The sequence below is a fragment of the Pseudomonas sp. NPDC086278 genome, from assembly GCF_050280905.1.
Lineage (GTDB): Bacteria > Pseudomonadota > Gammaproteobacteria > Pseudomonadales > Pseudomonadaceae > Aquipseudomonas.
On the sequence record NZ_JBNNWE010000088.1, the window covers coordinates 1 to 24767 of the forward strand.

Annotated in this window: 22 protein-coding genes and 1 tRNA gene; 6 read left to right on the forward strand and 17 right to left on the reverse strand. The window is 59.8% G+C overall.

All coding sequences use genetic code 11. The annotated features are described in order from the left end of the window. Nucleotides 1-163: 163 nt before the first annotated feature. The 4 genes from ACQKP4_RS22580 to rluD form a co-directional block, all read right to left on the reverse strand. Nucleotides 164-239, reverse strand: a tRNA-Asn gene (locus tag ACQKP4_RS22580). A gap of 300 nt (nt 240-539) precedes the next feature. Next, a complete protein-coding gene (clpB, locus tag ACQKP4_RS22585) occupies nt 540-3104 on the reverse strand; it encodes an ATP-dependent chaperone ClpB (protein WP_427635813.1) in 2565 nt (854 codons plus the stop codon). Between the two features lie 130 nt (nt 3105-3234). Then, nucleotides 3235-3960 (reverse strand): peptidoglycan editing factor PgeF, encoded by a 726-nt coding sequence (gene pgeF / locus ACQKP4_RS22590; protein WP_427635814.1) that lies wholly within the window; start codon nt 3958-3960, stop codon nt 3235-3237. Beyond that, complete coding sequence (gene rluD, locus ACQKP4_RS22595; RefSeq protein ID WP_007942311.1) at nt 3957-4919, reverse strand: 23S rRNA pseudouridine(1911/1915/1917) synthase RluD; 963 nt, start codon at nt 4917-4919, stop codon at nt 3957-3959. The genes pgeF and rluD overlap by 4 nt, the downstream gene beginning before the upstream one ends. Nucleotides 4920-5070: 151 nt before the next feature. On the opposite strand from rluD, the gene ACQKP4_RS22600 reads away from it, so the two are divergent. The 4 genes from ACQKP4_RS22600 to ACQKP4_RS22615 all read left to right on the forward strand — a co-directional run bounded on the left by ACQKP4_RS22600 (nt 5071) and on the right by ACQKP4_RS22615 (nt 9371). Beyond that, nucleotides 5071-6093: an outer membrane protein assembly factor BamD gene (locus ACQKP4_RS22600; protein WP_427635815.1), complete on the forward strand. Its 1023-nt coding sequence runs from the start codon at nt 5071-5073 to the stop codon at nt 6091-6093. A gap of 122 nt (nt 6094-6215) precedes the next feature. Continuing rightward, nucleotides 6216-6449, forward strand: coding sequence for a PP0621 family protein (locus tag ACQKP4_RS22605; protein ID WP_427635816.1), 234 nt, complete (start codon nt 6216-6218; stop codon nt 6447-6449). After that, nucleotides 6439-8028: a sensor histidine kinase gene (locus ACQKP4_RS22610; protein WP_427635817.1), complete on the forward strand. Its 1590-nt coding sequence runs from the start codon at nt 6439-6441 to the stop codon at nt 8026-8028. Before ACQKP4_RS22605 ends, ACQKP4_RS22610 begins: the two co-directional genes overlap by 11 nt. Further along, entirely contained in the window at nt 8025-9371 is a 1347-nt protein-coding gene (locus ACQKP4_RS22615) for a sigma-54-dependent transcriptional regulator (protein WP_427635818.1), read from the forward strand. The genes ACQKP4_RS22610 and ACQKP4_RS22615 overlap by 4 nt, the downstream gene beginning before the upstream one ends. A 116-nt stretch (nt 9372-9487) precedes the next feature. Here ACQKP4_RS22615 and thiO read toward each other — a convergent pair whose 3' ends face one another. The 7 genes from thiO to ACQKP4_RS22650 are packed head-to-tail and all read right to left on the reverse strand — an operon-like array spanning nt 9488 to nt 16244. After that, nucleotides 9488-10588 carry a glycine oxidase ThiO gene (gene thiO / locus ACQKP4_RS22620; RefSeq protein ID WP_427635819.1) on the reverse strand — a complete coding sequence of 367 codons (1101 nt, stop codon included), beginning with the start codon at nt 10586-10588 and terminating at the stop codon, nt 9488-9490. A gap of 55 nt (nt 10589-10643) precedes the next feature. Then, nucleotides 10644-11045 carry a type IV pilin protein gene (locus ACQKP4_RS22625; RefSeq protein ID WP_427635820.1) on the reverse strand — a complete coding sequence of 134 codons (402 nt, stop codon included), beginning with the start codon at nt 11043-11045 and terminating at the stop codon, nt 10644-10646. 14 nt (nt 11046-11059) lie between these two features. Further along, the gene (locus ACQKP4_RS22630; RefSeq protein WP_427635821.1) at nt 11060-14152 is read right to left on the reverse strand and encodes a pilus assembly protein; all 3093 of its coding nucleotides are present in this window, start codon (nt 14150-14152) and stop codon (nt 11060-11062) included. Next, nucleotides 14139-14603 carry a pilus assembly PilX family protein gene (locus ACQKP4_RS22635; protein ID WP_427635822.1) on the reverse strand — a complete coding sequence of 155 codons (465 nt, stop codon included), beginning with the start codon at nt 14601-14603 and terminating at the stop codon, nt 14139-14141. Before ACQKP4_RS22635 ends, ACQKP4_RS22630 begins: the two co-directional genes overlap by 14 nt. Nucleotides 14604-14614: 11 nt before the next feature. Next, complete coding sequence (locus ACQKP4_RS22640) at nt 14615-15328, reverse strand: PilW family protein (protein ID WP_427635823.1); 714 nt, start codon at nt 15326-15328, stop codon at nt 14615-14617. Beyond that, on the reverse strand, nt 15325-15774 hold the full coding sequence (gene pilV / locus ACQKP4_RS22645; RefSeq protein ID WP_427635824.1) for a type IV pilus modification protein PilV: 450 nt from the start codon (nt 15772-15774) through the stop codon (nt 15325-15327). Before pilV ends, ACQKP4_RS22640 begins: the two co-directional genes overlap by 4 nt. After that, complete coding sequence (locus ACQKP4_RS22650) at nt 15771-16244, reverse strand: GspH/FimT family pseudopilin (RefSeq protein WP_427635825.1); 474 nt, start codon at nt 16242-16244, stop codon at nt 15771-15773. Before ACQKP4_RS22650 ends, pilV begins: the two co-directional genes overlap by 4 nt. A gap of 131 nt (nt 16245-16375) precedes the next feature. On the opposite strand from ACQKP4_RS22650, the gene ACQKP4_RS22655 reads away from it, so the two are divergent. Beyond that, nucleotides 16376-16933, forward strand: a complete 558-nt coding sequence (locus ACQKP4_RS22655) for a GspH/FimT family pseudopilin (RefSeq protein WP_427635826.1) — start codon at nt 16376-16378, stop codon at nt 16931-16933. Here the strand turns inward: ACQKP4_RS22655 and ispH are convergent. From ispH to murJ, 6 genes are all read right to left on the reverse strand, one after another. Continuing rightward, entirely contained in the window at nt 16902-17849 is a 948-nt protein-coding gene (gene ispH, locus ACQKP4_RS22660) for a 4-hydroxy-3-methylbut-2-enyl diphosphate reductase (RefSeq protein ID WP_427635827.1), read from the reverse strand. The genes ACQKP4_RS22655 and ispH overlap by 32 nt on opposite strands. Before the next feature lie 224 nt (nt 17850-18073). Beyond that, the gene (gene fkpB / locus ACQKP4_RS22665) at nt 18074-18511 is read right to left on the reverse strand and encodes an FKBP-type peptidyl-prolyl cis-trans isomerase (protein ID WP_193393009.1); all 438 of its coding nucleotides are present in this window, start codon (nt 18509-18511) and stop codon (nt 18074-18076) included. A 7-nt stretch (nt 18512-18518) separates the two neighbouring features. Then, nucleotides 18519-19031, reverse strand: a complete 513-nt coding sequence (lspA, locus tag ACQKP4_RS22670; protein ID WP_427635828.1) for a signal peptidase II — start codon at nt 19029-19031, stop codon at nt 18519-18521. After that, nucleotides 19024-21855: an isoleucine--tRNA ligase gene (gene ileS, locus ACQKP4_RS22675; protein ID WP_427635829.1), complete on the reverse strand. Its 2832-nt coding sequence runs from the start codon at nt 21853-21855 to the stop codon at nt 19024-19026. Before ileS ends, lspA begins: the two co-directional genes overlap by 8 nt. After that, nucleotides 21856-22806 (reverse strand): bifunctional riboflavin kinase/FAD synthetase, encoded by a 951-nt coding sequence (gene ribF, locus ACQKP4_RS22680; RefSeq protein ID WP_427635830.1) that lies wholly within the window; start codon nt 22804-22806, stop codon nt 21856-21858. Nucleotides 22807-22934: 128 nt separating this feature from the next. Further along, entirely contained in the window at nt 22935-24473 is a 1539-nt protein-coding gene (murJ, locus tag ACQKP4_RS22685) for a murein biosynthesis integral membrane protein MurJ (RefSeq protein ID WP_427635831.1), read from the reverse strand. An 11-nt stretch (nt 24474-24484) separates the two neighbouring features. Here murJ and ACQKP4_RS22690 point away from each other — a divergent pair. Beyond that, nucleotides 24485-24767: hypothetical protein (locus tag ACQKP4_RS22690; protein WP_427635832.1), on the forward strand; the 283-nt coding region annotated here is incomplete at its 3' end.

The following is a 24767-nucleotide window of genomic DNA, read 5'->3' on the forward strand; positions in this document are numbered from 1 at the left end:
TAAAAGGTTTCGTTTCCGACATAGGCGAGGTGGTCAGCGTCGAGACGTTTTGGCTTCCATACGTAACGGCGCCAAACACCGTCGGAGGAAGTTTGTCGAACTCCTGACATCCTGCTCCCAAAGCAGGCGCGCTACCGGACTGCGCTATACCCCGGTTTGAAATTGGCTCCGTGACCAGGACTCGAACCTGGGACCCAATGATTAACAGTCATTTGCTCTACCGACTGAGCTATCACGGAACTGCACATTTCAATAACAACGTTTGAAGCTTTGCAGCGTTCTCTTCGACCCGTTCGCATCGCTGCGTTCGTGTGTCTGAGGCGCGCTATTTTACAATCTTAAGCACCTCTGTCAACCCCTTAAATTGCTTTCAAGTTAATGATTTGCAACTTATTTCAGATTCCTGCTTGGGGAGCAGAAACCCTTGCGGGTGACTTACTGCGGGGCGCACTTTACAAGCCTTTTCCTTTCAGTTCAACAGCCTAACGAAAAAAAGGCCTCGCAATGCGAGGCCTCTTTCATTTTGCCGCCGACGCGAATCAGACGAAGACGATTTCGTCGTTTTCCACGACACCGTTGGCGGTATCGCCCGGCATGAAGCGACCGGACAGAATCAACTGCGCCAACGGGTTTTCGATCCAGCGCTGGATCGCTCGCTTGAGCGGCCGCGCGCCATACACCGGGTCGTAACCCACCGCGATCAGCTTATCCATGGCCTCAGGGCTGAGATCAAGTTTCAGCTCGCGCTCGGTCAGGCGACTGCGCAGACGACCCAACTGGATCTCGGTAATGCCCGCGATCTGATCCCGTGCCAATGGCTCGAAAATCACCACTTCGTCGACCCGGTTGATGAACTCCGGCCGGAAGTGCGTGGAAATCGCATCCATCACCGCCGCACGCTGGGCCTCACGATCACCGACCAGTTCCTGGATCTGTACCGAGCCCAGGTTGGAGGTCATGACAATCACGGTGTTCTTGAAATCCACCGTGCGGCCATGACTGTCGGTCAAGCGGCCGTCCTCCAGTACTTGCAGCAAAATGTTGAACACATCCGGGTGGGCCTTCTCGACCTCGTCCAGCAGGATCACCGAATAAGGCTTGCGACGCACCGCCTCGGTCAGATAACCGCCCTCTTCATAGCCGACATAGCCTGGTGGCGCGCCAATCAGTCGGGCCACGGAATGTTTCTCCATGAACTCGGACATATCGATGCGAATCATCGCCTCTTCGGTATCGAAGAGGAATTCGGCCAGCGCCTTGCACAGCTCGGTTTTACCGACACCGGTCGGGCCGAGGAACATGAACGAGCCGCTCGGGCGGTTCGGGTCGGACAACCCGGCCCGCGAACGTCGCACCGCGTTGGAAACCGCGATCACCGCTTCGTCCTGGCCGATCACACGCTGGTGCAACAGGCTTTCCATCTTCATCAGCTTGTCGCGCTCGCCTTCGAGCATTTTCGACACCGGAATGCCGGTCCACTTCGAGACGACTTCAGCGATTTCTTCTTCAGTCACCTTGCTGCGCAGCAATTGGTTCTCGCTTTTGCCGTGCTGGTCGACCATTTGCAGGCTGCGCTCCAGGTCCGGGATCACCCCGTATTGCAGCTCGGCCATGCGGTTCAGGTCGCCTTTACGCCTTGCGGCTTCGAGTTCCTGACGGGACTGTTCGATTTTCTGCTGGATCTGCGCAGACCCTTGGACCTCGGCTTTTTCCGCGTTCCAGATTTCTTCAAGGTCCGAATACTCGCGCTCCAGCCGAACGATTTCTTCCTGGAGTTTTTCCAGGCGTTTGATCGCCGCTTCGTCGCTTTCTTTCTTCAGCGCCTGGGACTCAACCTTCAGTTGAATCAGGCGACGCTCCAGTCGGTCGAGCACTTCCGGCTTGGAATCGATCTCCATGCGGATACGACTAGCCGCTTCGTCGATCAGGTCGATGGCCTTGTCCGGCAACTGACGATCGGTAATGTAGCGATGGCTGAGCTTGGCCGCGGCGATGATCGCGCCGTCGGTGATCGCCACTTTGTGGTGAACCTCGTAGCGTTCTTTCAAGCCACGCAGGATGGCGATGGTGTCTTCTTCGCTCGGTTCGTCCACCAACACTTTCTGGAAGCGCCGCTCGAGGGCCGCGTCCTTCTCAATATATTGGCGATATTCATTGAGCGTGGTTGCGCCGACACAGTGCAATTCGCCACGCGCCAACGCCGGCTTGAGCATGTTGCCCGCATCCATCGACCCTTCGCCCTTACCGGCGCCGACCATGGTGTGCAGTTCGTCGATGAACAGAATGATCTGCCCTTCCTGCTTCGACAGCTCGTTGAGCAGCGACTTCAGGCGCTCTTCAAACTCGCCGCGGTATTTGGCACCGGCGATCAGCGCCCCCATGTCCAGGGACAGCAGGCGCTTGCCTTTGAGGCCATCTGGCACTTCGCCGTTGATGATGCGCTGGGCCAGGCCTTCGGCGATGGCGGTTTTACCGACGCCAGGTTCACCGATCAATACCGGGTTGTTCTTGGTGCGACGCTGCAGAACCTGAATGGTCCGGCGAATTTCGTCGTCACGACCGATCACCGGGTCGAGCTTGCCTTCTTCGGCGCGCTTGGTCAGGTCGACGGTGTATTTATCCAGCGCCTGACGCGACTCTTCGTGGTTCGCATCATTGACGGCGTCGCCGCCGCGCAGGTTGTTGATCGCGTTTTCCAGGGCTTTCTTGCTGACGCCCTGACCGAGCAACAACTTGCCGAGTTTGCTGTTCTCGTCCATGGCGGCGAGCAACACCAGCTCGCTGGAGATGAACTGGTCGCCCTTCTGCTGCGCCAGACGATCGGCCTGATTGAGCAGACGCGCCAAGTCCTGCGACATGTTCACGTCGCCGGTGGGGTTCTGGATTTTCGGCAGCTGGTCGAGCTCTTTGGTCAGCTCTTTACGCAAGCTGTTGACGTCGAAACCGACCTGCATCAGCAGGGGTTTGATCGAACCACCCTGCTGTTCGAGCATGGCCTGCATCAAGTGCGCCGGCTCGATGCCGGGATGGTCGAGGCCGACGGCCAGAGATTGGGCGTCGGATAGAGCTAACTGCAATTTGCTGGTTAAACGATCTATACGCATGGGTCACCTTCCTTTTGAGCAGGCCGGACCTATAAAACATCCTGAATGGAGAAACCTGCCAGATACCGCTATAGATGCGGTCGATTCTGGGAGTTTCAAGCGTCCTGACGTTGACGCAGGTCAAGCAAGTCTAGCGTTCTAACCAGACAAGAGAGGCAAACCGACCCGTTCGAGGACTGCGGCGGTAAGAAAAGAAGCGTGGATCGGTCACGGTGCAGAAACCGCCACCATAAACAGCGGTGACACCGCGCGCCGCCAGCCGCAAACGCGCCAGCTCGTAGATGTCGGCCATGAACTTGCCGGCGTTCTGGCTCGGGACGAAGGCTTTGGCTGCTTCAGGCAGTTGCCGGGTAAAGACTTCCCGTACTTCCGGGCCGACTTCAAACGCTTGCGGGCCAATGGCCGGGCCGAGCCAGACCAGAACATCCATGGCGGGCACGGCCAACGTATCGAGCGTCGCTTCCAGCACACCCGCCGCCAGCCCGCGCCAACCGGCGTGAGCGGCCGCAACGCGAGTGCCGGCACGGTCGCAAAACAAGGCTGGCAGGCAATCGGCGGTCATGGCGGCACAAGCGATGCCGGGGGTCGCTGTCCAGCTGGCGTCGGCCGTGGCGACCTGGCCTGGATCGGCATGGGCCACGGCGATGCCGTGAACCTGCTGTAACCAGGCCGGTTGAATGGAGAAATGATTGGTGAGGCGCTGGCGATTTTCGGCAACGGCTTCGGGGCTGTCGTCGACGTGATCGCCGAGGTTGAGGCTGTCGAACGGCGCCAGACTGACGCCGCCCGCACGGGTGGTCACGCAGGCTTTCACCCCGGCAGGCGCGGGCCAGTCGGGAATCAGCCAGTCGATCATCCGATGAACGCCTCGCGGTCTTGCTTGAGCAGCGTCAGCAACCAGACAAAATCGTCCGGCAGTGGCGATTCCCAACTCATGCGTTTACCGGTGGTCGGGTGATCCAGCTCCAGGAACCGCGCATGCAGGGCCTGACGCGGGAACGCCTTCAACGATTCGACCATGGTCACACTGGCTGCCGGCGGGATGCGGAAACGTCCGCCGTAGGCAGGATCTCCGACCAACGGGTAGTTGATGTGGGCCATGTGCACGCGAATCTGGTGCGTACGCCCGGTTTCCAGCTTGACCCGCACGTGCGTGTGGGAGCGGAAACGTTCGAGCACACGGTAGTGGCTGACGGCTTGCTTGCCACCTTCCATCACCGCCATGCGCTGGCGTTGCTGGCCGTGACGACCGATCGGCGCATTGATCTTGCCGCCGGCGGTCACCACACCGATCACGATGCATTCGTAGATCCGGCTGACGCTACGGCTCTGCAATTGCGTGACAAGCTGTGTCTGCGCCTGAATGGTCTTGGCCACCACCATCAGACCGGTGGTGTCCTTGTCCAGGCGATGCACGATACCGGCACGGGGCACATTGATAATGTCCGGCACGTGGTGCAACAAGGCGTTGAGCAAGGTGCCATCAGCGTGACCGGCGGCAGGATGCACCACCAGGCCCGCGGGTTTGTTGATCACCAGGATGTCGTCATCTTCATAGACGATGTCCAGCTCGATGTCCTGAGCGATCCATTCGCCTTGAGCTTCCTGCTCGGCAGTGAGTTCAAGAATGGCGCCACCGTGGACGATGTCTCGCGGGCGGATAACCGCCCCATCCACAGTCAGGCGGCCGTCTTTGATCCAGGCGGAAAGGCGCGAGCGCGAGTGCTCAGCGAATAATTGTGCGGCGACTTGATCGAGGCGTTGGCCGCCCAATTCGGACGGCACCTCTGCGCGAAGTTCAATTTTATCGGACATGCTCAGACTAGGCGTCGGCACAGCCTTTGGTTTCGGCTGCGCGCTTGTGGTTAAATACGGCGTCTTTTGCCCCGAGGCTATTCAACGGGGCGCTCATCATAACAGGACGGCCCCGCCCAAGACAGCGGCCGTCATAGGGACGCAAGCCGCCATGCAAGTGAAACACCTGCTGCTGATCGCCATCCTCGCATTGACCGCTGCTTGCTCATCGAAGGAAGTCGTAGACGAAAACCTTAGCGAAGTCGAGCTGTACCAGCAGGCTCAAAAGGATCTGGATAACAACAGCTACACCAGTGCCACAGCCAAGCTGAAGGCCCTGGAGTCGCGTTATCCGTTCGGTCGCTACGCTGATCAAGCCCAACTCGAGCTTATCTACGCCAACTACAAGAACACCGAGCCAGAAGCTGCCAAGTCTGCTGCCGAGCGTTTCATTCGCCTGCACCCGCAGCACCCGAATGTGGATTACGCCTACTACCTCAAGGGTCTGACCTCTTTCGACCAGGACGTCGGCCTGCTGTCGCGTTTCCTGCCGCTGGACATGACCAAGCGTGACCCGGGCGCTGCCCGTGACTCCTACAACGAGTTCGCCCAGCTCACCAGCCGCTTTCCGAACAGCCGCTACTCGCCGGACGCCAAGCAGCGCATGATTTACCTGCGCAACCTGCTGGCGGCCTACGAGATTCACGTTGCCGACTACTACCTGACCCGTCAGGCCTACGTTGCCTCCGCGAACCGTGGCCGCTACGTGGTGGAAAACTTCCAGGAAACCCCGTCGGTCGGTGACGGCCTGGCGGTAATGGTCGAGTCCTACCAGCGCCTGCACCTGGACGCCCTGGCGGCCACCAGCCTCGAAACCCTGAAGCTCAACTACCCGAACCACCCAAGCCTGGTGGACGGTCAGTTCAAGCCTTCGGTCGCCGAAGCCGACAACCGTTCGTGGTTGAGCAAGGCCACTCTCGGCCTGATCGAATCCCGTCCGCCGTTGCCACCAGGCGAAACCCGAGCCAACCAGGACGTGCAGAAGCAGTTCCAGGATGCCAAGGATTCCATTCCGAACGATCTCAAGCCTAGAGACGAAAATGGCGACGTGATCGAAGAAGAAGAGCAAGAGTCCGAGGGCAACAACAGCGACCGCTCGTGGTTCAGCTTCATGACCTTTGGCGTGTTTGACTGATACGTCGGGTTGTACCAAAAGGAGCCTTTCGGGGCTCCTTTTTTATGGGTCCGAGAATTACGCTGTGCGCTGGTGATGTCCTTGGCTAAACTGCTGAATCTCTCGTCGAAAAGCAGCTCATCATGCTTCGTTTACTGTTCTGGATTGCCCTGATTGCCGCTGCGGTATGGTTCTGGCGCAAGTTCAAGGGCCAGGTTTCCGCCCCCCGGTCTTCCGCCGAGCTGGAAGCCGCGCCGATGGTCCGTTGCGCCCATTGCGGCGTGCACCTGCCCCGCGACCGCGCGCTGAGTCTTCAACAACAGTGGTATTGCAGCCAGGCTCACCTCGAGCAAGGCCCTGGCTCCAGTGCTCGCTGAGACCACCGGTCCCGGCAGCAAACAGGCCCAGCGACTGCTGCGCCTTTATCATCTCTACCGTTTAAGCATCGGCATCACCCTGGTGTTGCTGATTTCCAGCAACATGGACAACCAGTTGCTGACCTCCGCCAATGACGACCTGCTGCGCAGTGGCAGCTGGTTGTACCTGGTGCTGAACATCCTGTTGGTCGTTTTTCTGGAAAACACCCGTCGGCCAGCGCAGCTGTTCAGCCTGGCGCTGGTCGATATCCTGCTGCTATGCGGCCTGTTCTACGCGGCTGGCGGCGTCGCCAGCGCGATCGGCAACTTGCTGATTCTGTCGGTGGCCATCAGCAACACGCTGCTGCGAAGAAGCATCGGCTTGTTGATCGCGGCGATCGGCGCCCTCGGCATTGTCGGCGCGGGCTTCCTCCTGAGCTTGCGCCACGCCACCAGCCCCAACGACTACCTGCAGGTCGGCACCCTCGGCGCCCTGTGTTTCGCCGCGGCATTGCTGGTGCAAGGTCTGATTCGACGCCTGGAGCTGAGCGAAAACCTCGCCGAGCGCAGGGCCAGCGAGGTAGTCGGGCTCGAAGCGCTCAACGCACTGATCCTGCAACGCATGCGCACTGGCATTCTGGTGCTGGACGACCAGCGCCGGGTGCAACTGGCCAACCAGAGTGCGCTGACCTTGCTGGGACAGAAAAACCTGGAAGGCGAAGTGATCGACGATTATTCGCCGCCATTGGTCCAACGACTTCAGCTGTGGTTCAACAACCCGACCCTGCGTCCACAAAGCCTGAAAATCGCCGGCAATGGCCTGGAGCTGCAACCCAGCTTCATCGCCCTGGACCAAAGCCCGAACCATCAAACGCTGATCTTTCTCGAAGACATCGCCCAGATCGCGCAGCAGGCACAGCAACTGAAACTTGTCGCCCTCGGTCGCCTGACGGCCGGTATTGCCCACGAAATCCGCAATCCACTCGGTGCCATTAGTCATGCCGCGCAATTGCTGGGCGAATCCGAGGAACTGAACGGCGCGGACCGGCGTCTGACGCAGATCATCCAAGACCACTCTCAGAGAATGAATCGGGTTATCGAAAACGTCCTGCAACTGTCCCGCCGTGAACAAACCGCGCCCCAACGGCTCGACCTCAAGCCGTGGCTGGAACGCTTCGTTGCCGAGACTCGCGAAGGGGCCAACGAGCACCAGCAGATTCATCTGCGCGTCGCTCCGGGCGATTTCAACACATTGATGGACCCGAATCAGCTCACGCAAATTCTCGACAATCTGCTGCGCAACGCCTGGCGTCACAGCCGTATCGATCACCGGCACGCGCAAGCCTGGCTGGAGTTGTATGTCGACCCCGACAGTCAATTGCCGATCCTCGAAGTCATCGACGACGGCCCCGGCGTAGCGCTGGATCAGCAAGGGCATTTGTTCGAACCGTTTTTCACCACCAGTAGCCAGGGCACCGGCCTGGGCCTTTATCTGTCCCGTGAGCTGTGCGAAAGCAACCAGGCCCGCCTAGACTTCAAACCACGCCAAGGCGGCGGCTGCTTTCGCATCACTTTTGCTCACGGACGGAAACAGAGTTGAATACAAGCCCACGGCCAAAAGTACTGATCGTCGACGACGAACCGGATATCCGCGAACTCCTGGAAATCACCCTGGGACGGATGAAACTCGATACTTACAGCGCCCGAAATCTCGGCGAAGCCCAGGCGTTGCTGGCCCGCGAGGTGTTCGACCTGTGCCTGACCGACATGCGCCTGCCCGACGGCACCGGTCTTGAGCTGGTGCAGCACATCCAGCAGCGTTACGCGCAAGTGCCGGTGGCGATGATCACTGCCTACGGCAACCTCGAAACAGCGATCAATGCGCTCAAGGCCGGCGCTTTCGACTTCCTGACCAAACCGGTCGACCTCACGCGCCTGCGCGAACTGGTAAACAGCGCCCTGCGCTTACCCGCTCCCGGTGGTGCCAGCACCGCCATCGATCGCCGCTTGCTGGGTGACTCGCTGCCCATTCGCAGTTTGCGCAAACAAATCGACAAACTCGCACGCAGTCAGGCACCGGTGTACATCAGTGGTGAGTCCGGCAGCGGCAAGGAACTGGTCGCGCGACTGATTCACGAACAAGGTCCAAGGGCCAATCAACCGTTTGTCCCGGTCAACTGTGGCGCCATCCCCTCGGAGTTGATGGAAAGCGAATTCTTCGGCCATCGCAAAGGCAGCTTCAGCGGCGCCATCGAGGACAAGCCCGGCCTGTTTCAAGCGGCTCAGGGCGGTACGCTGTTTCTCGATGAGGTGGCGGATTTGCCGTTGGCGATGCAGGTCAAATTGCTGCGGGCGATTCAGGAAAAAGCCGTTCGCAGCGTCGGAGGCCAGCAGGAAACCGTGGTCGATGTGCGCATCCTTTGCGCGACCCACAAAGACCTGGGGGCCGAGGTCGCCGCCGAACGCTTTCGTCAGGATTTGTACTATCGGCTCAACGTCATCGAATTGCGGGTGCCGCCACTGCGCGAACGCCGCGACGACATCGAGCCACTGGCCAGTCAGGTGTTGAAACGTCTGGCGGCGGGCAGCGGCCAGCCCGCCGCGAAACTGCACCCGCACGCCCTCGATGCACTGAAAAGCTATCGCTTTCCGGGCAATGTGCGCGAGCTGGAGAACATGCTCGAACGCGCCTACACCTTGTGCGAGAACAAACAGATTGAAGCCGGCGATCTGCGACTGGCCGACGGTAACTGCGCGGCAGAAGGTGGCGTGCCGGACCTGACGCAGATCGACAATCTGGAAGACTATCTGGAGAACGTCGAACGCAAACTGATCCTCCAGGCTTTGGAGGAAACCCGCTGGAACCGAACGGCGGCGGCCCAGCGGTTGAACCTTTCATTCAGGTCGATGCGTTATCGGTTGAAAAAATTGGGGTTGGATTAAAGATCCCTTCGCGAGCAAGCCCGCTCCCACACTGGGTCTCTAATGCTCACAAGAGATCCAGTGTGGGAGCGGGCTTGCTCGCGAATTCAATCTGAAAAGGGCCCCCCATCTGGCGATTAAATCCGACCGCTCGGGGCATACGGCGCCGGATCAATGATCGGCGCCCGGCCCAGCATCACATCGGCAAACAACTGACACGACGCCGGCGCCAGCACCAACCCATTGCGGTAATGCCCGCAATTGAGCCAAAGCCCTTCAAACCCCGGCACTTGACCGATGTAGGGAATGCCTTCCGGCGAGCCCGGCCGCAACCCGGCCCAATGCCCAACCACTTCGGCATCCGCCAACGCCGGAATCAACTCCACCGCCGACGCCTTGAGGCTCTCCAGCGCCGAGGCGGTGGGTGTCTTGTCGTAGCCTTCGTGCTCCAGCGTGCTGCCGATCAGGATGTGCCCGTCACGACGAGGAATCGCATAGCGCCCTTTGGCCAGCACCATGCTCGGCAAAAAATCCGCCGCGCATTTGTACAGAATCATCTGCCCCTTCACCGGCTCGACCGGCAGTTCCAGCCCCAGGCTCTTGAGCAAGTCGCCGCTCCAGGCGCCTGCGGTCAGCACCACTTGGTCACCCTGAATGACGCCCGCCGACGTCTGCACAGCGACGACCCGAGTGCCTTCACGAATAAATCCGCTGACTTCGCACTGCTCGTGGATGGTCACGTTGGGCAGCGCCAACAAGGCCGCTTTCAGCGATTTCACCAAACGCGGGTTACGCACGTTGGCCACATCCGCCATATAGATGGCCCGGGAAAACCCCGCGCCCAACACCGGCACCGCGTCGTGCACCGCCGAGATATCCACCGCCCGTAGCGGACGATTCTCGCGCTCCGCCCATGCCAGCGCTTCGACCTCGTCATCCAGGTCCAGCCAATACAGGCCAGTGGTGTGCACTTGCGGATCAACCCCGGTGGCCGCGAACAAACGCTCGCCCAACTGCGGATAAAAATCCTGTGACCAATGCGCCAGTGCGGTAACGGCCGGGCTGTAGCGCCACGGATAGAGCGGCGAAACAATCCCGCCACCCGCCCACGATGACTCTTGCCCGACGTTCGAACGATCCAGCAACACAACGCTTTGCACGTCGGACGCGAGATTGAACGCTGTCAGCAGGCCAATCACACCGCCGCCGACAATCACCACTTGCTGTTGCCTGATCATGTTCAGATCCAACCGTTAAATAGACAAAGGGTGCAAAAGGCGCCCCAAAAGTAACTCAGCGACCCCAGCAATCCTTGGTGGTCAGCCCGGCCGTCGCATTGACCATGCTTCTGACGCCAGTGTTGGTGAGGGTGAAATCCCCGCATTTGTCGGTCGCCATGGTCGAGCCGGTCTTGCGCACCGCCGTGAGCAGGAAGGTCTGATCGGTCAGGGTCGGGGTGATGGTGTAGAAGTCATTGCCGGTGCTCAGGCCGGTGGCGCCGGTGTAGACATTGTTTTTCGAGTAGAAGCGTTCAAGGATTTGCGCCTGCTCGGACAACGTTCCGGCAATTTCGCTGCGCCGGCCCTTCTTCAGGTATTCGGTGAAACTCGGAGCGGCAATGGTCATGACGATGCCGATGATCGCAATCACGATCATGATTTCGATCAGGGTAAAACCTCGGTTGGATCTGCGCATGCCTCAACTCTCACTTACTGTATTTGTCGCCACATGATGCGACGGCTGCCGCCGCCGGATTTTTCCACCAGTGTGGTGATACCGCCACTGGAATCGTTCACGATTTTACGGGACGCGCCATTGACGATGGCATTCAGGGTCGGGATGCCACCGGTAAAAATCACCCCGCTGGACACCGTGTCAGTGCTGTCGACCACCCCGTCGCCATTGGTGTCGAGCACCGCGTAGTTGAGCATCTTACCGCTGAACGCATCCAGCTCGACCAGCTTGCCGGTGCCGAAGCTGGCGCACGGGTCGGTGGTGTCCACGCTGGCCGTGGTAAAGATGATTCGCCCCAGCACCAGACTGGCCTGATTGATCACCCGCTCGCCGACCAGCGCGTTGTTGTACACCAATGGCAAATACCAGCCCTTCTCTGCCGGATACGTCGTGTCGTTCTGGCTGGTGGTGATGAATTGCCCGCTGCTGCCCGAGAACACGCCGGTCACGGCTTGCGCCTGCAAACTGGACGCGGTGATTTGACCGGCCCCGCCGTCCGCGTCCCATACGGCGTAGAACGCCTGCAGATCCTTGTTGGTCTTGTCCGCCGTCTCGTTGAACTTGCCGGTGCCGAAAAACACCTCCTTTCCGCCCAGTGAATTGTCCGCCAGCAACGGCTGCGCAGTGATTGGCTGGGTGGCACCGCCCGCCGTGGTAAATAGCGGCTTCCCGGAAAACGCCACGCCCCAGGTATCCGGTGCGGTAGCGCTCAAATCAAACTTCCACAGCCGGCCTTTCAAGTCGCCGCCATACGCGGCCTGCACCACGTTCTGCGAATTGACCTTGAGCTTCACCGACGACAGGCCATTGGTGGTTTCGGTGCTGTCGACCACGATTTTCTTGATCAGCGATCCATCCCGGACATCGACCACGTACAACGCGGCGACGCCAGAGTTGCTGCCGTAACCGTTTGAGATGAACGCGGCCCAGCGACCATCGGCCAAGCGTGCCACTTCCGGTCGCGCATAGGCGTAACCCAGATCATTGAAAGCGTTGGCGGTGCTCGCCGTCGCGGGCGCACTGATTTCCCACAATGCCTTGAAAACGTTACCCGCCGACGCATCGAATAATTGCAGCGCATAAAACGTCCTGCCGCCCGCTCCGGTGCCGCCAATGGCCAGGGTTTTCCAGGCGCTATTGAGCTGAGCGTCGAACACGCCGACTTGACCGTCGACCAGAAACTTGTGGCTCACACCGTTGATGTACGTCGGATCGGCTATGTAACGCAGCGATGGCAACACGCTGGAGGGCATGTAGGCGTAACGCCTGGCACCGTTGGCAGAGTTGATGACATTGACGAAGCCATCGTTGGCATTCACCACCAGGCTGGCACTCATATTGGTGGCTTTGGTCGCCAGGTAAGTGCTGTAGGTGGTGTCGCCAACGAGGTCAGAAGCGGTTTTGTCGGTTGGAGAAGCGAGCACCAGCGGCGAATTGATGATGTCGCCGAGCAATACGCTGCGCACCTTCAATCCGGTTTTGTTGGTGCCCTTGCTCCATTCCACCAGATCGTTGCCGGTGATGCCGGTGGGCAGGCTTTGGCTCAACGATGTCTGTTGCGCCGGGGAGAAATTGCCGTAGGCCATCGTGACAGCGGCGTTGTTTAGCGTGTTCCAGGATTGGTAAGTCGACGCCGTGGCACTGGGGACGATGGTGGTATCGGTGGTCCACAGCGTGGCGGAAGTGTTCACCACACCCGCCGAAGTGAAGCCGAAGGACTTGATCGTGCCGCGCCAGTCCTTTGGGTCGTAGCTGGTCTGAAAGTAGCTGGAACCGCTGGCCAGAGTGGTGCCGCTGGTGACACCGCTGCCACCGGAACCGGCCTTGGACGTGATATCGCTCAGCGCCGAGGACAACGCACTGTTGAGACCTACGCTGTCAGTTGCCTGGTAATACTTGCCCTGCCCGTAACTGGCGGCGTCCGACAGCATCTGATTCGAGGAGGTGAACCCCACGGTGTAGGTGTTCATGTTCTGTTTCGGGAAATCCACCGCGTTCCAGCTTTTGCCCGCCGCATCGGTTCCGGTTGAGCGCATGTCGATGTCGAACGCGAACTTGGCGATGTCGTCCAGGTACAGGGTGTCGCCTTCACCGTCGCCGTTGAGATTGTTGCCGTCGTTGTTCACGCCATCCCAGTTCGGCAATCGAGCGCCACCCAGTGGATCGTTGGTCGGGAACGTCCGGTCATAGGTCGGTAATCCGTCGGTGATTACCACGCCGTAGTTTTTCTGACAGCGGTACTGGATCGGGCTGGTGTAAGTCGTCGGCGTGGTGTTGTAGTACGGCGCCATCCCGCGAAAGTAGCGGGTGATTTCGTAATAGGTCTCCGCCAGCGGGGTGTTGGCCACGGCGCTCAAAGCGTTGATGGAGCTGATCAGGTTGTTGTAGTTGGTATCGGCCTGAGCCTGAGTGACACTGCCACTGACCACCGACAGGTCACTGATCGAGCGGGCAATGAAACCGCCATTGCCCGAGTTATTACTGGTGACCGGGTTGAATGTCGCAAGGCCGATACGCAAGCCGCGATTGCTGGCCACCAAGGTGGTGGAGACATTTCGCGCCACATTCATGCGGTAGTCGTTGGGAATCGAACCATTGGTGAAGTCTCGGTTGGTGCCATTGGCCAGGCCCACCAGGTACGACAAATAGTCATCGGAATAGCGGGTGTTTTCACTGCCCACCGGGTCCGGCAACTTCAGACACAAAGGCGCCAGACTGTTGTTGTAAAACGCGTAGGCGCCACCGGTACAACCGGACTGCGGCAGGCTGGAAAGAAAGATCGAATCGCCAACGATGTCGCTCCCGCTCAAACACAAGCCCAGGAAGTAATTGCACTGCCGGGCAGGTGTGCGCCCGGTGACCGTCGGATCGAACCCGGCGGCGTAAATGATGCTGTTCATGCTCCCGGAGTCGTCGAGCAGCAACATCACGTTCGGCGCTACCGCCGCTGCGCTCAATAGCGGTGAATCCGAGGGCGTGAACGCATAGGCCGGCACCGAAAGGTAAAGCCCCAGCAGCACGCCGAAAAATAGCTGCCACACGCTGGTACGCCTTTCAGTATTTCGCATAGATACTCTCCACGACGCTGCGCGAACTGCCCGCGATGCCGACGGCAGTCACCCGGTAAAGCGTCGCCGAGGTATTGCTCGGCACATTGACGGCGGTGAGCGTGGTGCCGATGTTCTGCACCCCGTAGAAGCCGCCACTGGAGGCAATCCAGGTCACCCCGGAGGTCGAATTGAGTCCCGCCGCGCTGACCGTCGAAGACTCGGCCGGTGGTGCGCATTGGGCAGTGCCGCTGCAAATCGGCAGCGAGTAAGTATCGAGTTGCACCGCGCTTTCACCGACCCGCAATGCCGCTTCAGCGCCCTGGAACGACTGGTTGCGCAAGGTCACGCTGCCGGCCATTTTTTCCTGGAGCGTGGCGTTCTGCATCGATGAAAGGCCGATCAACGTCAGCAACAACAGAAACACCAGGCTGACCAGCAACGCCATGCCACGCTGGGCGCGATGACTCATGGAAACCACCCTCATGGCAGCCGGTTCCGTAAGGCAGCAACCACGTTGAACGTCTGATTGCTCACCCGGCTGTTCGGGTCAAAAAGGGTCAACGTCAAACGCACACTGCGGATTCGCGCAGGGTCCGACGGATTGGTGCTGTAACTGGAGGCGGCCACATCGGTGGCAGAACTGGCCAGCCCAAAACTCACGCTGAAGGCACTGACGTTATCCACCAGCACCGCTTGAGTCGGCGTGCCGGTGCCGGAGCCCATCATGATTTTGTTGTTGCTGAAGTTGTAGATCAGTCGGCGGATCGGGAACGCCAGAAACCCCGCCGCCGGTGTGCGCACGCCGGTGTAGGCCGTCGCCGAGTTTCGACAGTCGGAGACCACCGTCCAGGCCGGCGCCCCGCCATTACCGCCGACATCCGCCGTGACCAGGGTCAATTTCAGGCTGGTGTTATCCCAGCTGATCGGGGTTGTCTGGGCGGCACTGAAATCACCGGCGTTGCTTGAGTCAGTAATCGTCCCCAGACAGCCGAACATCCCGACCATGCGGATTTCCTGGATCATTTTGCTCAGCACGAATCGCGCGTCTTCCTGCATCGCCGCCGCCGCGTTCTGGCTGACGTAGGTGTTCTTGGCGGCGATGAAAATCTGCGCCACGCCCAGCACCACAATCAGGCTCAACACCAGCGCGATCAGCAACTCGATCAGCCCGAAACCTCTACTGGAGCGGTTCATGGTGTCGCCACCGGGTCGACCGTGGCACGACTGGTCAACACAAAGCTGCGGCGCGAATTGGCGATGTTGGCGGCGCGGGAGTCATCCCAGGTGATCGTAATGGTGTACACCCGCTGGCTCAACGCAACGCTGCCAGTGGCGCTCGCGCCGCCGAAGCTGACGATGTTGGTGCTGAAATCGTAGAGATCCTGGTCACGGGCGACGTTGAGGTTGCCCGACGTCGGTGGCGTCACCGTGTAGTCGGCCGCAGAGTTGGCGCGGATGCGGTCCATCAAATCGTAGGCGATAAAACTGGCCTGACTGGTCATCCGCGAGCTGTCGGTGTACTTCAGCGCATTCAGCTGAATCGCCGCCGCCCCCAGCAGCCCCACGGTCAGAATCACCAACGCGACCAACACTTCGATCAGCGTCATGCCCTCCTGTGCATGTGTACTCCGTTCCCTCATCCGCAACTTCCACCCAATAGTATTCGTCCGTTCAGACACACATTCAGCGTCCTGCTTTGCGCCCCCAGCACGTAGCTGATGACTACGGGGGTCGACGGCGCCGACAAACCGCCCAGATTGTTGAAGTCAATGGCGGTCACTCCTGAGGTTAGCGTCAGAGTCGCGCCGCTGCTCATCGCTGGAACAACCCGCAATACATTGGCCGGTGTGCCAGTACCGTCATAGACCGACAACTCGCCGGTCCAGACGCTGCCGCCAGCGGTCGGCCGAACCCGGGTGGTGATGCCGCGGTCGATGGCTTCGAGTCGTGCGTAATTGAGCCCACGCTGCAAATCGCTGATTTCGGTATCGGACTTGGCGGTTTGCACCGACCGCGTAAACGCCGGCACGGCCAGGGTGATCAGGATCACGGCAACAGCGAGCGTGACCATCAACTCGATCAGCGTGAAACCTTTTGTACGATGATCCATCGGTGCCCTCCGTTGCCGTCGGCTATACCTGCTTCTACACGCTAGAACATTCAACCGACTGTTGTTCGGTTGTTTTGCCTTTACCTGCGCACGGATTGCGCAGGCCACAGCACTCCACGGAGGGAAATACCATGCCTCAACAGGGTTTCAGCCTGATCGAACTGCTTATGGGACTGACGATTGTCGGGATTGTTCTGTTATTGGTCAGCCCGGTGTTTGCCGCGCTCAGTGAGTCGAACCATCGCGAGGCGGCGGCGAAGTCGCTGATCAGTGGTATTCGCAATGCCCGGACCCTGGCCATCACGCGCAACCAGACCGTAGTGATCCATGGCATCAATGGCGATTGGAGTCAGGGCTGGCGGATCATTCTGGACATCAGCGGCAAAGGGCCCAAGGACAGCAGTAATCCGCTGCTGGCCGAACGCGCGAGCAGTGCCCGGATGCCGATTGTCGGCAACTGGCCCGTCAGGCGTTACATACGATTCACCGGCATTGGCGCACCACAGATGCGTGGCAAAGCCTTTCAAGCGGGGACGTTGCACATCTGCGCAACTCGCGAACCGGTCAGCCAGCGCCAGGTGGTACTGGCGGCGACCGGTCGCGTCAGCCTGCGTAGCGATGTGGCCGAGCAGGCGCTGTGTCCAGGCGGGAAAAAAGTTAAAGCAGGGAGCGCACGCGCAACTCTTTAGGCATGGAGAACGTGATGTTCTCCTCGCGACCGGCCAGTTCATCGGCACCGGTAGCGCCCCAGGCCTGCAACTGCTGGATCACGCCACGAACCAGCACTTCCGGCGCGGAGGCGCCTGCGGTAATGCCAATGCGTTCGACGCCATCGAACCAGCTCTTTTGCAGGTCTTCGGCACCATCGATCAGGTAAGCCGGGGTGGCCATACGTTCGGCGAGTTCGCGCAAGCGATTGGAGTTGGAACTGTTCGGGCTGCCGACCACCAACACCACGTCGCATTCGTCAGCCAGTTGCTTCACTGCGTCCTGACGGTTTTGCGTGGCGTAGCAGATGTCGTCCTTGCGCGGGCCACCGATGGCCGGAAAGCGCGTCCGCAGGGCGTCGATGACGCGACTGGTATCGTCCATGGACAAGGTGGTCTGGGTCACGAACGCCAGTTTTTCAGGATTGTTCACCTGCAACGTGGCAACGTCTTTTTCGTCTTCGACCAGGTAGATCGCACCACCATTGCTGCCATCGTACTGGCCCATGGTGCCTTCGACTTCCGGGTGGCCAGCGTGGCCGATCAGGATGCATTCACGACCGTCGCGGCTGTAGCGCGCGACTTCGATATGGACTTTGGTTACCAGCGGACAGGTGGCGTCGAATACCTTCAGACCACGGCCGGCGGCTTCGGTACGCACTGCCTGGGAAACACCGTGGGCACTGAAGATGACGATGACGTCGTCCGGCACCTGATCGAGTTCCTCAACGAAGATCGCCCCGCGCGCGCGCAGGTCTTCGACGACGAATTTGTTGTGGACCACTTCGTGGCGCACGTAGATCGGCGGCCCGAAGACTTCCAGGGCGCGGTTGACGATTTCGATCGCCCGGTCCACTCCGGCGCAGAAGCCACGGGGGTTGGCGAGTTTGATTTGCATGCTGTGCCTCGTGTCTTGCGCGCGAAAACAGTGAAAAACCAATGTGAAAGCAAGCTTTGTGGCGAGGGGGCTTGCCCCCGTTGGGGTGCGAAGCGCCCCCAAAACCAGTCACCGCAATCTTGAATAAGCGTGTGGTAACTGGTTTACGATTGCTGCGCAATCGAACGGGGGCAAGCCCCCTCACCACAACAGCTTGCTGCCACAATTTGACCGTGTTCGGTCAGTTACAGCGATTTGACGCTGATGATTTCGACGTCAAAGGTCAGTGTCTTGCCAGCCAGCGGGTGGTTGAAGTCGATGGTGACCTGCTCGTCATCGAACTCTTTCACCACGCCAGGCAGCTCAGTATTCGCCGCATCGTTGAAGATCACCAGCAGCCCCGGCGACAGCTCCATGTCCTTGAACTGCGAACGCGGGATGATCTGTACGTTTTGCGGGTTTGGCTGACCGAAAGCGTTTTCCGGCTGAATCGTCAGCGTCCGCTTGTCGCCAGCCTTGAAGCCGAACAGTGCCGCTTCGAAACCCGGTAGCAGGTTACCGTCGCCGACCTTGAAGGTCGCCGGGGCTTTGTCGAAGGTGCTGTCGACGGTGTCGCCGTTCTCCAGGCGCAATGCAAAGTGCAAGGTGACTTCCGTGTTCTGGCGGATGCGTTGCTCAGCCAATACCTGTTCAGTCATGAACGGCTTCTCCGGTCTTCTTGGTTTTGAACATATCCAGCGCAAGCATCACGGCACCGACGGTAATCGCACTGTCGGCGAAGTTGAACGCCGGGAAGTACCAGCGATTCTGCCAATGCACCAGAATGAAATCGATCACATGGCCCAAGGCAATACGGTCGTACAGATTGCCCAGCGCGCCACCGAGCACCAGGGCCAGCGCAATCGCCAGCCAGGTTTCGTTGCGCCCCAGACGCTTGAGCCACACCACCAGCACCGCACTGACCACAATCGCGATCAAGGCAAACAACCAGCGCTGCCAGCCGGAGCTGTCGGCCAGGAAGCTGAACGCCGCGCCGGTGTTATAGGCGAGGGTCCAGCTGAACAAATCGGGGATGATCACGATTTGCTGGTACATCTCGAGCTTGCCTTCGAAGTAAAACTTGCTGGCCTGGTCAATGACCAGGACCAGCAAGCTCAACCAGAGCCAGCTTAACCGTCCGAAACGGCCCGCAGCATTAAGCATAGTGACGAACCTCGCCAGCGCCGCTGATGTTGTCGACGCAACGGCCGCAGATTTCCGGATGCTCCGGGTTCACGCCGACGTCTTCGCGGCAGTGCCAGCAACGGGCGCACTTGGCGAAGGCCGACTTGACGATTTGCAGCTTCAGGCCGCTGACTTCGGTGACCACGGCATCGGCCGGCGCTTGCAGGAACGGTGCAACAGTGGCGGTCGAGGTGATCAGCACGAAGCGCAGTTCGTTGCTCAGCCTGGCCAGGTCGGCGCTCAGCGCCTCTTCGGCGAACAGCGTCACTTCCGCTTGCAGGTTGCCACCGACGGCCTTGGCCGCGCGCTGGATTTCCATTTCCTTGTTGACCGCAACTTTCACCGCCATGATCCGCTCCCAATAGGCGCGGCCCAGTTCGACGTTGTCCGGCAGTTCGGTCAGGCCTTCGTACCAGGTGTTGAGCATCACCGATTCGTTGCGCTCGCCCGGCAGGTATTCCCACAACTCGTCAGCGGTGAACGCGAGGATCGGCGCGATCCAACGCACCAGCGCTTCACTGATGTGGAACAGCGCGGTTTGCGCGGAACGGCGAGCCTTGCTGTTGGCGCCAGTGGTGTACTGGCGGTCCTTGATGATGTCGAGGTAGAAACCGCCCAACTCCTGCACGCAGAAGTTGTGAATCTTGGAGTAGACGTTCCAGAAGCGGTATTCACCGTAGTGCTCTTGCAACTCGCGTTGCAGCAGCAGGGTGCGATCCACGGCCCAACGGTCCAGCGCGAGCATTTCTTCGGCCGGCAGAATGTCGGTGGCCGGATTGAAACCGGTCAGGTTGGAGAGCAGGAAGCGCGCGGTGTTACGGATACGCCGGTAAGCGTCCGCACTGCGCTGCAGGATCTGCTCGGACACCGCCATTTCGCCCGAATAGTCGGTAGACGCGACCCACAGACGCATGATGTCGGCGCCAAGCGTGTCGTTGACCTTTTGCGGCGCGATGACGTTGCCCAGGGATTTGGACATCTTGCGGCCGGACTCATCGACGGTGAAACCGTGGGTCAGCAACTCGCGATACGGTGCGTGGTTATCGATGGCGCAACCGGTCAGCAAGGAGGAGTGGAACCAGCCACGGTGCTGGTCCGAACCTTCCAGGTATAGGTCGGCGCGGGGGCCGGTGTCGTGGCCCATCGGGTGCGAACCGCGCAGGACGTGCCAGTGCGTGGTACCCGAATCGAACCAGACGTCCAGGGTGTCGCTGATCTTGTCGTACAGCGGCGCTTCGTCGCCGAGCAGCTCGGCGGCGTCCATCTTGAACCAGGCTTCGATGCCTTCGACTTCGACGCGCTGAGCCACTTGCTCCATCAGCTCGGCGGTGCGCGGGTGCAGCTCGCCGCTTTCCTTGTTCAGGAAGAACGGGATCGGCACGCCCCAATTGCGCTGACGGGAGATGCACCAGTCCGGACGATTGGCGATCATCGAGTGCAGGCGCGCCTGACCCCAGGCCGGGACGAATTTGGTTTCTTCGATGGCTTTGATCGCCCGCTTGCGCAGGGTGTCGCCGGTCACTGGCTCTTTGTCCATGCCGATGAACCACTGCGCGGTGGCGCGGTAGATCAGCGGGGTCTTGTGACGCCAGCAGTGCATGTAGCTGTGTTCGATGACGGTGGTGTGCAGCAGCGCACCCACTTCGGTCAGTTTGTCGACGATGCCCGGGTTGGCTTTCCAGATGAACTGGCCGCCGAAGAACTCCAGCGACGGCACGTAGACGCCATTGCTTTGCACCGGGTTGAGGATGTCGTCGTTGACCATGCCGTATTTCTTGCAGGTCACGAAGTCGTCCACGCCGTAGGCCGGGGCGGAGTGAACCACGCCGGTGCCAGCGCCCAGTTCAACGTATTCGGCCAGGTAAACCGGCGACAGGCGATCGTAGAACGGGTGACGGAAGTTGATCAGCTCGAGTTCTTTACCGGTGGTGGTCGCGATGACCGAACCTTCGAGGCTGTAACGGGCCAGGCACGACTCGACCAGTTCTTCGGCCAGCACCACCAATTTGTCGCCGACGTCGACCAGGGCGTAGTTGAATTCCGGGTGAACGTTCAACGCCTGGTTGGCCGGGATGGTCCACGGGGTGGTGGTCCAGATCACGATCGAAGCCGGCTTGGCCAGCGACGCCAGGCCGAAAGCGGCAGCCAGTTTGGCTTCGTCGGCAATCGGGAAGGCGACGTCGATGGTCGAGGACTTCTTGTTCTCGTATTCGACTTCGGCTTCAGCCAGGGCTGAACCGCAGTCAAAACACCAGTTCACAGGCTTGAGGCCTTTGAACACAAAACCGCCCTTGACGATTTCGGCCAGGGCGCGGATTTCACCGGCCTCGTTTTTGAAGTCCATGGTCTTGTACGGGTTGGCGAAGTCGCCCAGCACGCCCAGACGGATGAATTCGGATTTCTGGCCTTCAATCTGCTCGGTGGCGTAGGCGCGGCACAGTTCGCGGGTTTTATCCGCGCCCAGGTTTTTACCGTGGGTCACTTCGACTTTGTGCTCGATCGGCAGACCGTGGCAGTCCCAACCCGGAACATAAGGCGCGTCGAAACCCGAAAGGGTTTTCGAGCGGATGATCATGTCCTTGAGAATCTTGTTCAGTGCGTGACCGATGTGAATCGTGCCGTTGGCATACGGAGGGCCGTCGTGCAGAACGAACTTCGGACGATCCTTGCCAATCTCGCGCAACTTACCGTACAGGCCAATACTGTCCCAGCGCTGCAGAATCTGCGGTTCGCGCTGTGGCAGGCCGGCCTTCATTGGGAAGGCGGTGTCCGGAAGGTTTAGCGTGGCTTTATAGTCGGTCATTTAAGGCTCTTCATTAGCGATTGGCGCTAGGTGCGACAGGGCACGGGCGGCGGCGACATCCGCATTGATCGCCGTCTTAAGCGCCTCCAGAGAGGCGAAACGCTGCTCTTCACGCAGCTTTTGGTGGAAAACCACCGTCAAACGCCGGTCATACAGATCGCCGGCAAAATCTAAAAGGTGTACTTCGAGGTGGGCTTTGCCATCTCCCTGGACCGTGGGCCGCACACCAATGTTGGCGACGCCCGGCCAGGTCTTGCCGTCGATGTCGACATCGACGAGGTAAACCCCGGTCAGCGGCACGCGACGACGCTTGAGTTGTATGTTGGCGGTCGGCGTGCCCAATTGACGCGCCAGTTTCTGGCCGTGCAAAACACGCCCCGCGATCCGGAACGGACGCCCCAGCAGGCGCTCGGCCAAGGCAAAATCGGCAGCGGCCAGGGCATTGCGAACCTGAGTACTGCTGACGCGAATACCGTCCAGCTCCACGGTTTGCGCGGCTTCGACGGTAAAGCCCTGCATGACGCCAGCCTGTTGCAGGAAATCGAAATCCCCTACCCGATCGCAGCCGAAACGAAAGTCGTCACCGACCTCCAGGTGCTGCACGCCGAGGCCGTCGACCAGGATGGCATCGACGAATTCGCTGGCGCTGAGTTTGCTCAGGCGCTGGTTGAACGCCAGGCACAGGACCCGGTCGACCCCTTCGTCGGCCAGCAGCTGCAGTTTGTCCCGCAGCCGGGCCAGGCGGGCCGGAGCCGTGTCCGGAGCGAAGAATTCGCGTGGCTGCGGCTCGAAAATCACCACGCAGCTGGGCACGCCCAACTCGAGCGCGCGCTCACGCAGCCTCGCCAGGATAGCCTGGTGGCCACGGTGCACACCGTCAAAGTTGCCAATAGTGGCGACACAGCCCCGATGCTGGGGGCGCAGATTGTGGAGGCCTCGAACCAGCTGCATAACGCGCTTCTTGCTCATAAAGTGGTCGATTATAACCACACCCGGCGGCCGACGACAGGCAACACCGTAACCCAAAGTAATCGAGCCGACAAAACCGTCGGCTCGCCCGTGTTTATCGAGGCAACACCTCAGCTCAGCGCCTTGCGATTGAAGTCACGCAAACGAAAGCCCATCAGCGCCAACATACCGAAATACGCCACCACGCCAGCGACCACCAGCGCCCCCAGACGCAGGAACCGTTCGAGCATGTGCCCCTGGTCCCACGCCGGCATGAAGTGCATCCCGGCCAGTAACACCGCCGACATCACCAACACCGCAATGACTAACTTAACGCCAAACTTCGCCCACCCTGGCTGCGGCTGGTACATCTGCTGTTTGCGCAGTTGATAGAACAATAGCCCCGCGTTGATGCAGGCGCCGGCACTGATGGCCAAGGCCAGACCGGCGTGGGCCAGCGGGCCGATCAGCACCAGGTTGAAGAGTTGGGTGACGACCAGCGTGAAAATCGCGATTTTCACCGGGGTACGGATGTTTTGTTGCGCATAAAAGCCTGGTGCCAACACTTTGATCACGATAATGCCGAGCAAACCGACGGAATAGGCGATCAACGCGCGCTGGGTCATCGACGCATCAAACGCGCTGAACTGGCCGTACTGGAACAACGAAACAGTCAGCGGTTCGGCCAGAATCCCCAGCGCCAGCGAGCACGGCAACACCAACACGAAGCACAGGCGCAGGCCCCAATCGAGGATGCGCGAGTATTCATGGCGATCCTTGCTGGCGTAGGTCTTGGCCAATGTCGGCAACAGAATCGTGCCCAGCGCAACGCCCAGCACGCCGGACGGCAACTCCATCAAACGGTCGGCGTAATACATCCACGACACGGAGCCGGCCACCAGAAACGAGGCGAAGATGGTGTTGATGATCAACGAGATCTGACTCACGGACACGCCGAGAATCGCCGGCAGCATTTGCTTCATCACCCGCCAGACGCCGGTATCGCGCAGGTTGAGGCGCGGCAGAACGAGCATGCCGATCTTTTTCAGGTGCGGCAGCTGATACAGCAACTGCGCCAGGCCGCCGACCAACACCGCCCAACCCAGCGCCATGACCGGCGGATCGAAGTACGGCGTCAGGAACACCGCAAAGATGATCATGCTGACGTTAAGCAGGGTCGGCACGAACGCCGGCACCGAGAAGCGGTTATAGGTGTTGAGGATTGCCCCGGCCAGGGAGGACAGGGAGATCAACAGGATATAAGGGAACGTCACCCGCAGCAGGCTGGACGTCAGCTCGAATTTTTCCGGTGTGTCGGTGAACCCCGGCGCGGTCGCCCAGATCACCCACGGCGCCGCGAGCATGCCCAGCGCGGTCACCAGTGCCAGCACCAGCGTCAGCAATCCGGAGACGTAAGCAATAAAAGTTCGCGTCGCCTCCTCGCCCTGCTGGCTTTTATATTCGGCCAAAATCGGCACAAAGGCCTGGGAAAAGGCCCCTTCGGCGAAGATCCGCCGCAGCAGGTTGGGCAGTTTGAAGGCGATAAAGAAGGCGTCCGTCGCCATCCCGGCACCAAATGTACGCGCGATGAGCGTGTCACGGACGAACCCCAGAATCCGGGAAAGCATCGTGATAGAGCTGACGGCGGCCAACGATTTGAGCAGATTCATTGAAAGAGTTTGTGCCTGTCGATAAACAGCAGGCGAACAAAGCGCCTACTTATGCGATACTCCGCGCCGCAGCAGCACAGAGCCAAAGCTCGCGAGTTTACAGGTCAAGCGCCGGAAATAAATATCCCGCCTCTTTATACCTACCACTTAGCGGAACGTCTCAACCGCCCTTGACAAGACATCAACTCATCGGCATGATTCGCGGCCTATTTTGTTTGCTATTTCCTAAAAACCAGGACTTTGTCCTGGGCGGTTTTCTGCGCCAGGTACTGAATAACCTTGCGCATATCCGCC

Bases quoted from the DNA above. Each gene is read 5' to 3' on its own strand.
- clpB (WP_427635813.1), bottom strand. From the start codon at position 3,104: ATGCGTATAGATCGTTTAACCAGCAAATTGCAGTTAGCTCTATCCGAC.
- pgeF (WP_427635814.1), bottom strand. From the start codon at position 3,960: ATGATCGACTGGCTGATTCCCGACTGGCCCGCGCCTGCCGGGGTGAAA.
- rluD (WP_007942311.1), bottom strand. From the start codon at position 4,919: ATGTCCGATAAAATTGAACTTCGCGCAGAGGTGCCGTCCGAATTGGGC.
- ACQKP4_RS22600 (WP_427635815.1), top strand. From the start codon at position 5,071: ATGCAAGTGAAACACCTGCTGCTGATCGCCATCCTCGCATTGACCGCT.
- ACQKP4_RS22605 (WP_427635816.1), top strand. From the start codon at position 6,216: ATGCTTCGTTTACTGTTCTGGATTGCCCTGATTGCCGCTGCGGTATGG.
- thiO (WP_427635819.1), bottom strand. From the start codon at position 10,588: ATGATCAGGCAACAGCAAGTGGTGATTGTCGGCGGCGGTGTGATTGGC.
- ACQKP4_RS22625 (WP_427635820.1), bottom strand. From the start codon at position 11,045: ATGCGCAGATCCAACCGAGGTTTTACCCTGATCGAAATCATGATCGTG.
- ACQKP4_RS22630 (WP_427635821.1), bottom strand. From the start codon at position 14,152: ATGCGAAATACTGAAAGGCGTACCAGCGTGTGGCAGCTATTTTTCGGC.
- ACQKP4_RS22635 (WP_427635822.1), bottom strand. From the start codon at position 14,603: ATGAGTCATCGCGCCCAGCGTGGCATGGCGTTGCTGGTCAGCCTGGTG.
- ACQKP4_RS22640 (WP_427635823.1), bottom strand. From the start codon at position 15,328: ATGAACCGCTCCAGTAGAGGTTTCGGGCTGATCGAGTTGCTGATCGCG.
- pilV (WP_427635824.1), bottom strand. From the start codon at position 15,774: ATGAGGGAACGGAGTACACATGCACAGGAGGGCATGACGCTGATCGAA.
- ACQKP4_RS22650 (WP_427635825.1), bottom strand. From the start codon at position 16,244: ATGGATCATCGTACAAAAGGTTTCACGCTGATCGAGTTGATGGTCACG.
- ACQKP4_RS22655 (WP_427635826.1), top strand. From the start codon at position 16,376: ATGCCTCAACAGGGTTTCAGCCTGATCGAACTGCTTATGGGACTGACG.
- ispH (WP_427635827.1), bottom strand. From the start codon at position 17,849: ATGCAAATCAAACTCGCCAACCCCCGTGGCTTCTGCGCCGGAGTGGAC.
- lspA (WP_427635828.1), bottom strand. From the start codon at position 19,031: ATGCTTAATGCTGCGGGCCGTTTCGGACGGTTAAGCTGGCTCTGGTTG.
- ileS (WP_427635829.1), bottom strand. From the start codon at position 21,855: ATGACCGACTATAAAGCCACGCTAAACCTTCCGGACACCGCCTTCCCA.
- ribF (WP_427635830.1), bottom strand. From the start codon at position 22,806: ATGCAGCTGGTTCGAGGCCTCCACAATCTGCGCCCCCAGCATCGGGGC.
- murJ (WP_427635831.1), bottom strand. From the start codon at position 24,473: ATGAATCTGCTCAAATCGTTGGCCGCCGTCAGCTCTATCACGATGCTT.